Below are 14551 nucleotides of genomic sequence, written 5' to 3'. Positions count from 1 at the left end.
CAGATAGGTAAGCCCGGGTATGGCCGAAGCCATGATTGAGTTCCAGAGCGTGACCAAGCAATACCAGGGCGGGCAACCTGCGGTGGACGCTCTCACCATGTCCATCGACAAGGGCGCCATCACCGTGTTCGTGGGGCCCTCAGGCTGCGGCAAAACCACCTCCCTGCGCATGATCAACCGCATGGTTGAACCCACCAGCGGAACCATTACCGTGGCCGGCGACGACGTGTCCCAGGTTCCGGCGGCCAAGCTCCGCCGATCCATGGGCTACGTCATGCAGTCATCGGGCCTCTTGCCGCACCGCTCCGTGCTGGACAACATCGCCACCGTCCCGCGCCTTAACGGCGTGCCCAAGGCGGCGGCGCGAAAACGTGCGGCCGAACTGCTCGACGTCGTCGGGCTGGCATCTGTTCTCGGCAAGCGGTACCCGAGCCAACTCTCGGGTGGTCAGCAGCAGCGTGTCGGGGTTGCCCGCGCGCTCGCTGCCGACCCGCCTGTCCTGTTGATGGACGAGCCGTTCAGTGCCGTGGATCCCGTGGTGCGCGATGAACTGCAGCAGGAGTTGCTGCGCCTGCAACGCGAACTTGCCAAGACCATCGTCTTCGTCACGCACGACATCGATGAAGCCACTGTCCTGGGCGACAAAGTGGCCGTGTTTGCCGTGGGCGGCAAGCTGGCCCAATATGCCGCCCCGGAGGAAATCCTCAGGGCGCCGGCGAACGACTTCGTCGCCTCCTTCGTGGGGCGCGACCGCGGCTTCCGTCACCTCGCTTTCAACGCAGCAGATGCCGTGACCCTGCACCCGGTGACCATGGTCAATCACAGCGATGGCCACAGCGCCGGACGACGCTCGGGGGAGTGGGCCTTGGTAGTGGACGATGAGTCGCGCCCCCTTGGGTGGTCCTCACCCCGCGACGGCGCCGGGCTGATCCCGGGTGGTTCGCTCTTCCGCAAGGGGGATACGCTGCGCCGCGCCCTGGACGCGGCGTTGTCGTCGCCGTCGGGCCTTGGGGTGGCAGTGGACGACGACGGCCGGGTCGCCGGAGTTTTGAAGGCACCGGAAGTCCTTGCCTTGATCGAGGAAGTCCGGCACCACAGGGAGGACGCCACCTGATGGAGTGGTTCCTTGCCAACATTGGAATGGTCCTGGGACTGGCGGGCCAGCACCTTGTGCTCGCGGTCATTCCCATGGTTCTGGGACTGGTGATCTCTGTTCCCCTGGCGCAGCTTGCCCGACGGAACAGCACGCTCCGCTCGGTGGTGGCTACGGCGTCGTCGCTGCTCTACACCATTCCCTCGCTGGCACTGTTCATCATTCTTCCCACCATTCTGGGCACGCGGATTCTGGATCCCTTGAATGTGGTGGTGGCGCTGACCATCTACGCCGTTGCCTTGCTGGTCCGGGCGGCGATGGATGCTTTCGACTCCGTGGACGACGACCTCCGTAACGCTGCCGTGGCCATGGGCTTTAAACCGGCGGCCCGGTTCTTCCAGGTGGACCTGCCATTGTCCTTGCCGGTGATGTTCGCGGGCCTCCGCGTAGTGTCCGTCAGCAATATTTCCCTGGTCAGTGTCGCGGCATTGCTGGGGGTGGGCAACCTGGGCGTTCTCTTCACCGACGGACTGCAGCGGACTTTCATCACCGAAGTGGTGGTGGGGATCCTCGCCATCCTGGTTTTGGCATTGCTGATGGATGCCGTCCTTGTAGTGCTGGAGCGGCTCCTGACGCCATGGACCCGTGCGGCGGGCGGTAAACCTTCCGGGCCCGATGCCACCACCTTGGCTACTGAGCCCAAGACCGGACCCGCCGCGCCACAGGCAGGCCTGCGCCCCGATCCTGGAGTGTCGGCATGAACATCTTTGCCGAAACCCTCGCGTGGCTCGCCGATCCCAAGCATTGGACCGGAAGCGGTGGCATTCCCACCCGTTTGTTTGAACATTTGCAGTACAGCGGCCTGGTGCTGCTCATCGCCGCCGTGATCGCCATTCCCGTGGGGCTCTTTATTGGTCACACCGGGCGGGGGCGAGTGGTGGCAGTTGCTGTGGCCGGCGCACTCCGAGCCCTGCCCACCCTCGGCTTGCTGGTCCTTTTCGCGTTGCTGGCAGGCAGCGGCCTGATGCCTCCGGTTTGGGCCTTGGTAATCCTTACAGTCCCGCCGCTTCTGGCCGGTACCTACGCCGGCATTTCCAGTGTGGATGCCAACGTGGTTGATGCTGCCAGGGCCGTGGGCATGACCGAGCTGCAGATCCTCTTCCGGGTGGAACTGCCCAACGGCCTGCAAGTGATGTTCGGTGGGATCCGCACTGCCGTGCTGCAGGTCATCGCCACTGTTTCCGTGGTGGCCTACCTGCCGCTCGGAGGGCTGGGCCGTTATCTCTTTGACGGACTCGTCCTGCAGGATTTTCCCCGGATGCTCGGTGGGTCCTTGCTCATCGCCGGCCTTGCCATTGCCGTGGACCTGATCCTCGCTGCGGTGCAACGGCTGGTCCTTTCGCCAGGTCTTACCCTCGACTCAAAAGGCGGCCATAAGGCAGCCGAAGATCTCACAGCCGCGGCTCCAGCCGAGGCTGCCGTTCAAGGAGGTACACCATGAAGAACCCCGTCCCCATGACCCTTACACGCCGTGGCCTCGGCGGCCTCGCAGCTGGTGTGGGAGTGGCCCTCGCCTTGAGCGCGTGCGGCGGCAGCCCCCTGGCCAATCCCTCCTCCGCGGCGCCCAGCGGCTCCTCCGGTGGCGGTTCCCTGGTGGTTGGCTCTGCCGATTTCCCCGAGAGCCAGGTCATCGCCGAAATCTACGTGGGTGCACTCAACGCAGCAGGACTCACCGCAACGTCCAAGCCGAACATCGGTTCGCGTGAGATCTACTTCAAGGCCGTCCAGGACGGCTCGATCGACCTCGTTCCGGACTACTCCGGCAACCTCCTTTCCTACGTGGACACTGAGGCCACCGAGGTTTCGGCCGATGACGTGTACAAGGCCCTGCCTGGCAAGCTGCCTGAAGGACTGGGTGTCTTGGACGCCTCCAAAGCCGAGGACAAGGACGCCATGGTGGTCACCAAGGCCACGGCCGAGAAGTACCAGTTGAAGTCCATTGAGGACCTGGCCAAGGTCTGCAAGGACTTCACCATGGCGGCTCCGGCCACCTTCGAGACCCGCTCGTACGGCTTCCCGGGCCTGAAGAAGAACTACAACTGCGAGCTCAAGGGCCTGCAGCCGTTCAGCGACGGCGGCGGCAACCTGACGCTGCAGGCGTTGCTGGAGGACAAGGTCCAGGTGGCTGACATCTACACCACGACCCCTTCGATCGTGGACAACGACCTCGTGGTCCTTGAAGACCCCAAGAACAACTTCAAGGCCCAGCAGGTCCTGCCGCTCTACAACAAGTCCAAGATGACGGACAAAGCCAAGGAAGCGCTCAACAACGTGTCCAAGATCCTCACCACTGATGACCTCACCAACCTGAACAGGGCCGTCAGCGGCGACCAAAAGCAGTCGCCCAAGGACGCCGCAACCGCCTGGCTGAAGGACAAGGGCATCGTCAAGTAGCCCACAACAAAACCGCGTACGACGGCGGTGACGGACCCGTGCGGGACCGTCACCGCCGTCGTCGTATATGTGAGTCAAGTCTCAACTGAACTACATCACCCGTGTGGCATATTTGAGGAATGGCGAATTTCAAGCAGTCCACCAAGCTTCATAATGTCCTCTACGACATCCGTGGACCGATCCTTCAGGCCGCCCAGCAGATGGAGGCGGAGGGTCACCGGATCCTCAAACTGAACATCGGAAACCCGGCCCCCTTCGGCTTTGAAGCGCCTGACGCCATTTTGGTGGACATGATCCGCCACCTGCCCAATGCCCAGGGTTACAGCGATTCGCGCGGGATTTTCTCGGCAAGGACCGCTGTTTCCCAGTACTACCAGACCCGCGGTATCCAAAACATCCACGTCGATGACATCTACCTCGGAAATGGTGTCAGCGAACTGATCACCATGTCCCTCATGGCGTTGCTCGAGGATGGCGACGAGGTCCTCATTCCCACCCCGGACTACCCCCTGTGGACAGCATCTGTCGCGCTGGCCGGCGGCCGTCCCGTGCACTACCTCTGCGATGAAGATTCAGGCTGGCAGCCTGACCTTGATGACATGGAAGCGAAGATCACCCCCCGGACCAAGGGCATCGTGGTGATCAATCCCAACAATCCCACCGGTGCTGTCTACCCGGAGGAGACCCTCAAGCGGATTGTGGCCCTGGCCGAAAAGCATGGCCTGGTGCTGTTCGCCGATGAGATCTACGAAAAAATCCTGTACGAAGACGCCGTCCACACCAACCTCGCCGGACTGACCGGGGACGACGTCCTCTGCCTGACGTTCAGCGGCCTGTCGAAGGCTTACCGCGTGTGCGGTTACCGTGCCGGTTGGATGGCCATTTCCGGGCCCAAGAAGGACGCTGCGGATTACCTGGAGGGCATCAACCTCCTGGCCAACATGCGCTTGTGCGCCAACGTTCCTGCCCAGCATGCCATCCAGACTGCGCTTGGTGGTTACCAGAGCATCAACGATCTCATCCTTCCCGGTGGCAGGCTCCTGGAACAGCGCAACAAGGCTTACGACCTCCTCAACGCCATTCCCGGGGTCAGCACCCAGCAGGCGAGGGGTGCGCTGTACTTGTTCCCGAAGCTGGACCCCGAGGTTTACCACATCAGGGATGACGAGAAGTTTGTCCTTGACCTGCTGAAGGAGCAGAAGATCCTCGTCTCCCACGGACGCGCGTTCAACTGGGTTCGCCCTGACCACTTCCGCATGGTGACCTTGCCCAACGTGAAGGACATTGAAGAGGCGATTGGGCGCATGGCGGACTTCCTGTCGAGGTACCCGGGCAACTAGCCTGAGGTTCACAGCCGCGTCATCGGGGCGCGGTCGGGGAAGAAGGGGGCGCCACATGGCTGCTGTAGTTGAGTTCGCCAAGAGTCCAGCCGAAGTTCTGAAGGTCGGGCCCGGATTTTCGCTGGCAGGCGTCGACCCTCAGTCCACCCCCGGCTACGCGGGGACCAAGGCGGACGGCAAGGCTTTGCTCGACGCCCAGGACGACCGGCTGGCAGAACTGCAGGAGCAGCTCTTCGCCGAGGGCAAGTTCGGCAGCTCCAAGAGGCTCTTGCTGATCCTGCAGGCCATGGACACTGCGGGCAAGGGCGGAATCGTGAGCCACGTGGTGGGCGCCATGGACCCGCAGGGTGTGCACCTGGCAGCCTTCAAGGCTCCCACGGACGAGGAAAAGTCGCATGACTTCCTGTGGCGGATCGAGAAGGAAGTCCCGGCAGTTGGCATGGTCGGGGTGTTCGATCGGTCCCACTACGAGGACGTCCTGATCCACCGTGTCCATGGCTGGGCCGACGCCAAGGAACTCGAACGCCGCTATGCGGCCATCAACGACTTCGAGGCGCGCCTGGCCGAACAGGGCACCACCATCGTCAAAGTCATGCTGAACATCAGCAAGGACGAACAAAAAGAGCGCCTGATTGCCCGCTTGGACGATCCCGCCAAGCACTGGAAGTACAGCCGAGGCGACCTCGCCGAACGCGCCTATTGGGACGACTACATGGCCGCCTACAGCATCGCCTTTGAGAAGACCTCAACGGATGTCGCGCCTTGGCACGTCGTACCGGCCAACAAGAAGTGGTACGCCCGGATCGCCGTTCAACAGCTGCTGCTGGAGGCCCTGGAAAGCCTGGATTTGGACTGGCCCAAGGCCGATTTCGACGTCGCGGCGGAGCGGGCGCTCGTCGAGAAGTCCTAGGAACTACTGCTGCTGGTCGGCGCCCGCTGACGTACCGCCGTCGTTCCCTGCGTCCCGGGCCGTCGCCAGGCGCTTCCGGGCGCCTTCCAGCCAGTCCTCGCAGCGCTTGGCGAGGGCTTCGCCCCGCTCCCAGAGGGCGAGGGATTCCTCAAGGCTGGCGCCACCTGCCTCAAGGCGGCTGACGACGGCCACAAGTTGTTCGCGTGCTTCTTCGTAGCTCAGGCTGTCCAGGGACCCGGGCCCAGGGGATGCTGCGTTGTTCTCGGTCATGATGTCCTTACGTCGGTGTTCAGTGGCTTCAGGGGTCCAGGCGTTCAGCATGGCCTGTGGAGACTGCCTTGAATCTTCCGTGAGCGACCCGGACGGCCAATGCTGTCCCGTCCGGTGCCTCTTCGGGACTGCTGACTACGTGGTGCCCGGCCTCGTCTTCCCCGATGAGTTGGACGACGGCGTAACCGCGGTCCAGGGTCTTTTGCGGCGACAGTGCGCGGACCTGGGCCCGCAAATGGTGCACCTGGTCCAGGGCCCGCACAACGGCTGTGCTGACGGCCGAATGTGTCCTGCGCTGCAGGCGTTGGATGTCCTCCGCCCGGGCGTCCACCATGGAGGCCGGTGATGCCAGGACCGGCCTGGACTTCAAGGACTGGAGCCTGTCCGTCTCGCGGTCCACGAGTCGGCTGATCCCACGACGAAGGTGATCCCTTGCTTGGCGGACCATCGCCAATTCTTCTGCCACGTCCGGAACAATCCGCTTGGCGGCGTCCGTGGGCGTGGAGGCGCGCAGATCCGCTACGTCGTCCAGGATGGGTCGGTCCGCCTCGTGCCCGATGGCACTGACCACCGGCGTGGTGGCAGCTGAGACTGCCCGGATGAGGTCCTCGTTGCTGAACGGCAGGAGGTCTTCCAAGGCGCCTCCGCCGCGGGCGAGCACGATGACGTCAACGTGTGGATCGGCGTCGAGCTTCTTCAATGCCGCGACTATCTGCGAAACCGCGGTGTTTCCTTGGACGGCAACCTCACGGACGTCGAATTCCACCGCGGGCCACCTCAGGGCGGCATTGCGCATGACGTCCTTCTTCGCGTCCGAATCCCTGCCCGTGATCAGCCCGATGCGGTGGGGGAGCAGCGGCAGCTTGCGCTTCCGGGAATCGGCAAACAGGCCTTCGGCGGCCAATGCCTGGCGAAGCCTTTCGATCCTTACCAGCAGGTCACCGAGGCCTACCGGACGGATGTCCTTGACGGACATGTTCAGGCGACCGGTTTTCACCCAGAAGTCCGCCTTGACCAATGCCACCACCCGCGAACCGCGCTCCAGGGGTATCTTCTGCCGGTCCAAGACTGTGGACCACACAGATGCGGGCAACGAAATCTCCGCATCCACATCCCTCAGGGTGAGGAAAGCGTTGCCGCCCCTGCGGTTCATTTCAATGACCTGGCCCTCGATCCACGCTGCGGGCGCACGTTCGATGTGGGCCTTGAGCTTGCGGGAGAGCAGCTGCAGTGGCCAGGGGTTGTCCGGGCTTGTTTCGGCAGCAGTTCCGGGGAGGGTTGATTCCGGCATGGCTTCAGCGGACATGGCTGGTCCGTGCCTGTCCCGGTCGCTGCGTTCGTGGCTGCATGTTCATGGTCCTCGTTCAGGGGTGCGCCCTTGGATCGCGGCCGCCTTCCAACTCTATCCATAGCTTGATCCCCGGCACCGACATTTTTCCTATCATGTGGACAGACCTAGGATGGTGGCACTGCCCCCGACTCCGAGGATGATTTTGCGAACTTTTGTCTCAGTAGTTGGAGTGGTCCTCGCCGTGCTCCTTACGGCCGTCGCCGTTCCTACGGCGTGGGTGGACCAGAACATCGTCAAAGAAGATGGCTTTGTCCGCCTGGCTGGCTCCCTGGGCAACGACCCCGAATTCCAGAGCCGGCTGGCCGCGGCGGCTGTAGGAACCTTTGAGTCCTCAGTTGATCTGCCCGAGCCCATCCAGTCCGTTGCATCCGATGCCCTCCGGAAAGCTACCTCGGGAATGCAATCGTGGAGTGACTATCCGCAGGCGTGGCAGGACACGGTCAGGAACAGCCACAGACTCAATTTCGGCACAGTGGACCAGCCGGAGGAAAACCGCGCAAGTACCGCTTTGGTTCTCGATATCGCTCCCATGGTCAGGCTGATCCGGGACCACTTCGCCGAGGCCACAACTATCCGCATTGACGTTCCGGCCGAAAGCCTCGTGTCGCTGGGTCAGCCAACCCACCGCCAACTCGTAGAACGCGTAGCTGCCTTCGCGCCCTTGTGGTGGGTGGCGGCCCTCGGCGCCGCTGTTTCAGCTCTCTTGGCGATCGTTGCGGCACGACGGCGATCGCTGGTGTTGGTGTTCCTTGGCCTCGGTGGTCTGGCACTTGCGGCCCTTTGGACTGCAGGAGCGGACCTCGCCGGATCAGTGGTGGGGAACCTCGACAGCGCCAACAGCGTGGCGGAGTTGTTCAAGGATGAATTCCTCACGGCCGCGCGGGCCGGATTCGGCCAGTGGGTGGGTACCTCGGTGGTCGTCTCCGGCGCACTTGTTGTGGTCGGTGTCATAGCTGCTGTGGTGTCAGGGCGACAACGGTCACGTTCTGCCCGCAGCTAAAGGCCGTGCCGGTAGCATGGAGGCATGACCAGCACAGCAGTTTCCATTCCTATGCCAACGGTGCCCCGCAGACGGCGATCTCCGGAAGAGGTACAGGCGGCGGCCCCGGTTGTGGGTCCCAAGAAGGTCTTGCTGGCTGCTCCGCGCGGCTACTGCGCCGGTGTCGACCGGGCTGTCATCGCCGTTGAAAAGGCGCTGGAGCACTATGGGCCGCCGGTTTACGTGCGGAAGCAGATCGTCCACAACGTTCACGTGGTCAGCTCCCTTGAAGAACAGGGCGCCATCTTCGTTGAGGAAACCGACGAGGTTCCCGAGGGCGCATTGGTGATTTTTTCGGCGCACGGCGTCTCGCCCGCCGTGGTCCAATCTGCCGAGGACCGCGGCCTGCGCACCATTGATGCCACGTGCCCCTTGGTCACCAAGGTCCACCGTGAAGCTGTCCGGTTTGCCAAGGACGACTACGACATCCTGCTGATCGGCCACGAAGGCCATGAAGAGGTCGAGGGGACCGCAGGTGAGGCCCCTGAACACATCCAGATCATCAACGGCCCCCACGAGGTCGACAAGGTCACCGTTCGTGATCCTGAGAAGACCATCTGGCTTTCGCAGACGACACTGAGTGTCGACGAGACCATGGAGACGGTCCGCCTGCTCAAGGAGCGTTTTCCCACGCTTCAGGATCCGCCCAGCGACGACATCTGCTACGCCACCACCAACCGCCAAGTGGCCATCAAGAAGATTGCTCCACAGGCTGACCTGGTGATTGTGGTTGGCTCGGCAAACTCCTCCAACTCGGTCCGCTTGGTCGAAGTGGCCCTTGAATACGGGGCCAAGAGCTCCTACCGGGTGGACTTTGCGAACGAGGTGGACGAGGCCTGGTTCGAGGGCGTGGCCACCGTGGGCGTGACGTCCGGGGCATCTGTACCGGAGGTGCTGGTGCAGGACGTTCTGCGACTGCTCGCCGAGTACGGATACGGCGAGGTCCAAGAGGTTGTGACGGCAGAGGAAGACCTTCTCTTCTCGCTGCCCAAGGAGTTGCGCGCCACCTTGAAGAAGGCCGGCGATGTCTCCCGTGCACTCGGTGGACGTGGGAACCGGCCGACGTCGTAGAGGTGCGATCCGGGCCAACCGGAAGCTGAAAAGAGACCCGCAGCGGGCCTGCCATCATGGCGGGAACGCTGCGGGTCTCTTTCGTTCAGACGGTTTTGTTCAGGCAGCCGACTCGTGGTTTTCCCGGTCCTCAAGGAGTTCCGGGGCTGCCAGGGCCCGAGGGACTGCTTCGACAGACGGCGGGGCTGTGAGTCCGGCGTCGTCCATGGTGTTGAGCTTTCGGGCTGTCGGGAGGACGCGCGCCTCCAAGGTCCCCACCATGGCGTTATAGCGGTCCACGGAGGTCTTGAGGGAGCTCCCCAGCTTGCTGACATTCTCTCCGAGCGTGCCCATGCGCTCGTAGAGCTGTTTGGCGAGTTCGAAGAGTTCGTGGGCGCTGTCGGTGAGCACGTCCTGGCGCCAGGTGAAAGCAACTGATTTCAGGACCGCCAGAAGTGTTCCGGGCGAGGCCAGGACGACGTTCCGGGACAGGGCGTGCTCCAGCAAAGCAGGGTCGGCCTCGAGCGCGGAGGCCAGGATGGACTCTGCGGGCAGGAAACAGATCACGAGTTCGGGCGAGTTGCCGGGGATGTCCCAGTATTTTTTGGAAGCCAAGGCGTCGATGTGGGCCTTCAGCGCCTTCGCGTGCTGTACCAGGAGAGCTTTGGAATCCTGGCCGCTGGCAGCCGTGACGGATTCTCCCAAGGAGCCAGCTCCGTGCAACTGCTCCTGGGCGGCGAGGTAGGAGGCCAGAGGGACCTTGGCGTCCACCACCAGCTGCTTGCCTCCGGGAAGCTGAACCACGAGGTCGGGCCTCAAGGTGGTCTCGGATTTGCCGGAATGGACCTGTTCGTGGAAGTCCACGTGCCGCAGCATTCCAGATGCCTCCACCACCCGGCGCAGTTGGACTTCGCCCCACTGACCGCGTGCGCTGTTGGAGCGCAGTGCGGAGGCCAGGGCATGCGTTGACCTCAATAGTTGTTCATCGGAAAGGCGGGCATCCTGGAGCTGTTGGGCAAGTTGCCCGTATTGCTCCACACGGTCGCGTTCCAGCAGCGAGACCTGCTGCTGGACCGCTGTCAGCTTCTCAGCGACTGGAGCCAGTGCCCGCAAAACACTGCCGTCGGAGTTCCTGGCCGCGCTCAACTCGCGGTTCTGCGTGAACAAAAGCCGCCGCTCGGCGTCGGCCGCTGCCAACTGTGCCGTCACCTCGGAAAGCCGCGCCGAAACGGCGTCGAAGTCCTCTTCCAAACCTGCGCCCCGGCGTCGGAAAACAACATAACCGGCAGCGAGACCGACCGCGGCGCCGATCAGCAGCATCAGCAGGGCCAAAACCAATCCAAATCCATCCATGAGGCAACCCTGTCACAGGGGTACGACAGTTTTAGCGAGGCGCCCGGTTGGAGGGCCGTTGGCAGGCATCGACAAGCGGAGACGCTGCTCCAACGGGTAGAATCAATGCTCGTGGCTCTTACTATTGGCATCGTCGGACTGCCCAACGTCGGCAAATCAACCCTTTTCAACGCACTGACCCGTAACCAGGTGCTCGCTGCGAACTATCCGTTCGCAACGATCGAACCGAACGTCGGCGTCGTGAACCTGCCCGACCCCCGTCTGGCGAAGCTGGCCGAAATCTTCGGCTCCCAGCGTTTGCTGCCGGCGCCGGTTTCCTTCGTGGACATCGCGGGCATCGTCAAGGGCGCGTCCGAAGGTGAAGGCCTGGGCAACAAGTTCCTGGCCAACATCCGCGAGGCTGAGGCCATCGCACAGGTGGTCCGTGTGTTCGACGATCCCGATGTCATCCACGTCGATGGCAAGGTCGACCCGCGCTCCGACATGGAGACCATCAACACCGAGCTGATCCTCGCTGACCTTCAGACCATCGAAAACGCGATCCCGCGCATCGAAAAAGAAGTCAAAATCAAGAAGCGCGATGCCGCGGAACTGGCCGCCATCAAGGCCGCCCAGGTTGTGCTGGAACGTGGCGACACCATCTTCTCCTCCATCAAGAGCGACAAGCTCGAAATGGGCCACCTCAAGGAGCTCGGTCTCCTGACGGCCAAGCCGTTCATCTACGTCTTCAACGCCGACGAAGGCATCCTCGGAGATCCTGCCAAGCAGGAGGAACTGCGTGCCCTGGTGGCCCCCGCAGATGCCGTCTTCCTTGACGCCAAACTCGAGTCCGACCTCGTTGAGCTCGACGAGGAAGAAGCCCGCGAGATGCTGGAAATGAACGGCCAGTCCGAGTCCGGCCTGGATCAGCTGGCGCGCGTCGGCTTCCACACCCTCGGCCTGCAGACCTACCTCACGGCCGGCCCCAAGGAAACCCGTGCCTGGACCATCCGGCAGGGCGACACGGCACCGCAGGCGGCCGGCGTGATCCACTCCGACTTCCAGCGCGGCTTCATCAAGGCCGAAGTTGTCTCCTTCGATGACCTCATCGAGGCCGGCTCCATGGCCGAGGCGAAGTCCCGCGGCAAGGTCCGCATCGAAGGCAAAGAGTATGTAATGGCCGACGGCGACGTGGTGGAGTTCCGCTTCAACGTCTAGTCAGGACCGGGGCCATTTGGGCGCCGACGTCTCAACAGGGCCGCAGGTCATGGAGTCTCACCACTTCATGGCCTGCGGCCTTTGCTGTTGGGTGGGGGCCGATGGACGTGATTCCTAGGAGTTTTCGCGCTTTTCATCGGCGGTTGTTTTCGCGTCCGGCTCGGGGACGTCGCGGATCTTTTTCGGGATCTTTCCCTCGACGTCGGCAGGAACCGGGGGATCTTTTTCTTCGTCTGTGGACATGGCCCAAGCATAGTGGGGTCAGTTCGCGGGAGGCCGCCGGTGCTGGAATCGGCCCAGGACCTCCGATCTAATGGAGGACATGGTGCGTCCTCTGCCTCATGAAGCTCTGGAGACCCGCCGCCGTGAGCCGGCAGCCCTGGCCTGTCGTTACGGGCTGAGCAACCTACGTGTTTTCGGCTCTGCTGCCCGCTGCACCGATCGCCCCGGCATCGATTTGGACATCCTCGCACCGCCATCGCCCTCTGAATCACGTGGAGAGCCCTCGGCCCTGCCAATCCAACAGATTCGACGGGCTCAACTTCGCCCAAAACCTTCCCTGTCCTGCTGTCAGACAGCGTATGCTACCACCGAGTAACGTTTGACTTGAAATTCCCGGCGTTTTAGGCATGTAGAGGTTGCGGAACGGTTACAGTTTGGCCAGCATGTTCCAACATCCGGACGCAATGTGGGTAGGCTTACACTCACATGTAGGCAACGTCACAGTAGGAAACTGTGCCTGCCTGGGGGAAACCACCAACCTTCCCCTGATCAACTTCCCGACTCATAGGAGGCGGAATGCGTTTTTCGCGCACTTCCAAAGCTCTAGGCGTAGCGGCGGTCATCGCCCTCGCAATGACCGGTTGCGGCGGCGGCGGCAACAATGACTCCGGTGCATCCGGAGGAAATCCCAACAAGGTCATCATCGCTGACGGTTCTGAGCCGCAGCGGCCGCTGATGCCGGCAGACATCAACGAGGTTGGCGGCGGAAAGATCGCGACGCTGATCTTCTCGGGCCTCGTCAGCTACGACCCCTCCGGCAAGCCGGTCAACGAACTGGCTGAGTCCATTGAGGCGCCTGACGCCAAGAACTTCACCATCAAGATCAAGAAGGACCAGAAATTCACCAACGGCGAAGCCATCACGGCCAAGACGTTTGTTGACTCCTGGAACTACGGTGCGGCAGCAAAGAACGCTCAGTTGAGTGCGACATTCTTTGAGAGCATCAAGGGCTACGACGAGACCAGCGCCAAGGGTTCAACCGTCGACACCATGTCCGGTCTGAAGGTTGTGGACGACACCACCTTCACCGTTGAGCTCAAGCAGCCCGAGTCCGACTGGCCGCTGCGACTTGGCTACACGGCCTTCATGCCGGTCCCTGCCGCAGCACTTGCAGACCCGAAGACCTACGGCGAAAAGCCGGTAGGCAACGGCCCGTACAAGATGGCAGAGAACGGTTGGCAGCACAACGTGCAGATCCAGCTCGTTCCCAATGCTGACTACAACGGTCCGCGCAAGGCCAAGAACGGCGGCGTGACGTTCAAGATCTTCCAGAACGATGACGCCGCGTACCAGGACCTCCTGGGCAACAACCTGGACATCCTCCAGACGATCCCGACTAGCGCCCTCGCCAACTTCAAGACGGACCTCGGTGATCGCTTCATCGAGAAGCCGTACGCCGGCAACCAGACCATCGCCATCCCGGAATACCTCCCGGAGTGGAGCGGTGAAGCCGGTAAGTTGCGCCGCCAGGCCATCTCCATGGCAATGAACCGTGAAGAGATCACGAAGGTGATCTTCAGCGGTGGCCGTCAGCCGGCGAAGGACTTCACGGCTCCCGTCCTGGATGGCTACAGCGACAGCATCCCGGGCTCGGACAACCTCAAGTTCGACGCCGCCAAGGCCAAGGACCTCTGGGCCAAGGCTGACGCCATCCAGAAGTGGGACCCCAACACCGTATTCACCATCGCGTACAACGCTGACAAGGGTGGTCACAAGGCATGGGTTGAGGCTGTGACCAACCAGCTGAAGAACAACCTCGGCATCAAGGCAGAGGGTCTTCCGTTTGCTACCTTCAAGGAAGCCCGTGACCTCGCCACTTCCGGAAAGCTGACCGGTGCGATCCGTGCGGGTTGGCAGGCCGACTACCCGTCGCTGTACAACTTCCTGGGCCCGATCTACAAGACCGGTGCCGGCTCGAACGATGCCCGTTATGAGAACCCGACCTTCGACAAGGCCATCTCTGACGGTCTCTCCGCTCCTTCGGTTGCTGAGGGTAACAAGGCAATGAACAAGGCGCAGGAAATCCTCCTCCAGGATCTGCCGGCCATCCCGCTGTGGTACCAGGTGTCGCAGGGCGGCTGGAGCACAGGCGTCACGAATGTTGACTACGGCTGGGACGGCGTCCCGCTCTACTACAACATCACCGGCAAGTAAATGACGATCGGCGGCGGGGGCGCTCATTGAGCGCTGCCGCCGCCTTATCGCGTTTCAC

14 protein-coding genes are annotated in these 14551 nt (G+C 62.5%); 10 read left to right on the top strand and 4 right to left on the bottom strand.

The features are described from left to right. Positions 1-19: 19 nt before the first annotated feature. The 6 genes from PQ627_RS09760 to PQ627_RS09735 all read left to right on the top strand — a co-directional run bounded on the left by PQ627_RS09760 (position 20) and on the right by PQ627_RS09735 (position 5797). Positions 20-1114 carry an ABC transporter ATP-binding protein gene (locus tag PQ627_RS09760; RefSeq protein WP_274260453.1) on the top strand — a complete coding sequence of 365 codons (1095 nt, stop codon included), beginning with the start codon at positions 20-22 and terminating at the stop codon, positions 1112-1114. After that, positions 1114-1854 carry an ABC transporter permease gene (locus PQ627_RS09755; protein ID WP_274260451.1) on the top strand — a complete coding sequence of 247 codons (741 nt, stop codon included), beginning with the start codon at positions 1114-1116 and terminating at the stop codon, positions 1852-1854. The genes PQ627_RS09760 and PQ627_RS09755 overlap by 1 nt, the downstream gene beginning before the upstream one ends. Continuing rightward, positions 1851-2594 carry an ABC transporter permease gene (locus PQ627_RS09750; RefSeq protein WP_274260449.1) on the top strand — a complete coding sequence of 248 codons (744 nt, stop codon included), beginning with the start codon at positions 1851-1853 and terminating at the stop codon, positions 2592-2594. The genes PQ627_RS09755 and PQ627_RS09750 overlap by 4 nt, the downstream gene beginning before the upstream one ends. Next, positions 2591-3547 (top strand): ABC transporter substrate-binding protein, encoded by a 957-nt coding sequence (locus tag PQ627_RS09745; RefSeq protein ID WP_274260447.1) that lies wholly within the window; start codon positions 2591-2593, stop codon positions 3545-3547. The genes PQ627_RS09750 and PQ627_RS09745 overlap by 4 nt, the downstream gene beginning before the upstream one ends. 119 nt (positions 3548-3666) lie before the next feature. Continuing rightward, complete coding sequence (locus PQ627_RS09740) at positions 3667-4887, top strand: pyridoxal phosphate-dependent aminotransferase (RefSeq protein WP_274260445.1); 1221 nt, start codon at positions 3667-3669, stop codon at positions 4885-4887. 55 nt (positions 4888-4942) lie between these two features. Further along, the gene (locus tag PQ627_RS09735) at positions 4943-5797 is read left to right on the top strand and encodes a polyphosphate kinase 2 family protein (RefSeq protein WP_274260444.1); all 855 of its coding nucleotides are present in this window, start codon (positions 4943-4945) and stop codon (positions 5795-5797) included. A 3-nt stretch (positions 5798-5800) separates the two neighbouring features. Here the strand turns inward: PQ627_RS09735 and PQ627_RS09730 are convergent, their stop codons facing one another. Further along, a complete protein-coding gene (locus PQ627_RS09730; RefSeq protein ID WP_144659602.1) occupies positions 5801-6067 on the bottom strand; it encodes an exodeoxyribonuclease VII small subunit in 267 nt (88 codons plus the stop codon). Between the two features lie 28 nt (positions 6068-6095). Next, the gene (gene xseA / locus PQ627_RS09725; RefSeq protein WP_274260441.1) at positions 6096-7373 is read right to left on the bottom strand and encodes an exodeoxyribonuclease VII large subunit; all 1278 of its coding nucleotides are present in this window, start codon (positions 7371-7373) and stop codon (positions 6096-6098) included. A gap of 181 nt (positions 7374-7554) precedes the next feature. On the opposite strand from xseA, the gene PQ627_RS09720 reads away from it, so the two are divergent. After that, on the top strand, positions 7555-8418 hold the full coding sequence (locus PQ627_RS09720) for a hypothetical protein (protein ID WP_274260439.1): 864 nt from the start codon (positions 7555-7557) through the stop codon (positions 8416-8418). Positions 8419-8442: 24 nt separating this feature from the next. Next, complete coding sequence (locus PQ627_RS09715) at positions 8443-9528, top strand: 4-hydroxy-3-methylbut-2-enyl diphosphate reductase (protein ID WP_144659611.1); 1086 nt, start codon at positions 8443-8445, stop codon at positions 9526-9528. A gap of 99 nt (positions 9529-9627) precedes the next feature. On the opposite strand, the gene PQ627_RS09710 is transcribed toward PQ627_RS09715, so the two are convergent. Next, entirely contained in the window at positions 9628-10860 is a 1233-nt protein-coding gene (locus PQ627_RS09710) for a DNA recombination protein RmuC (RefSeq protein ID WP_274260438.1), read from the bottom strand. 111 nt (positions 10861-10971) lie between these two features. On the opposite strand from PQ627_RS09710, the gene ychF reads away from it, so the two are divergent. Further along, on the top strand, positions 10972-12057 hold the full coding sequence (gene ychF / locus PQ627_RS09705) for a redox-regulated ATPase YchF (RefSeq protein ID WP_144659616.1): 1086 nt from the start codon (positions 10972-10974) through the stop codon (positions 12055-12057). A 114-nt stretch (positions 12058-12171) separates the two neighbouring features. Here the strand turns inward: ychF and PQ627_RS09700 are convergent, their stop codons facing one another. Beyond that, positions 12172-12300, bottom strand: coding sequence for a hypothetical protein (locus tag PQ627_RS09700; protein WP_274260435.1), 129 nt, complete (start codon positions 12298-12300; stop codon positions 12172-12174). A gap of 555 nt (positions 12301-12855) precedes the next feature. Between PQ627_RS09700 and PQ627_RS09695 the strand changes: the two genes are divergently transcribed. Further along, positions 12856-14493, top strand: a complete 1638-nt coding sequence (locus PQ627_RS09695) for a peptide ABC transporter substrate-binding protein (RefSeq protein WP_274260433.1) — start codon at positions 12856-12858, stop codon at positions 14491-14493. Positions 14494-14551: the final 58 nt, after the last annotated feature.

This window comes from Paenarthrobacter sp. AB444 (assembly GCF_028736865.1).
Lineage (GTDB): Bacteria > Actinomycetota > Actinomycetes > Actinomycetales > Micrococcaceae > Arthrobacter > Arthrobacter nicotinovorans_B.
The sequence above is the reverse complement of the archived record's forward strand: the minus strand, read 5'-3'. Positions and strand labels throughout refer to the sequence as shown.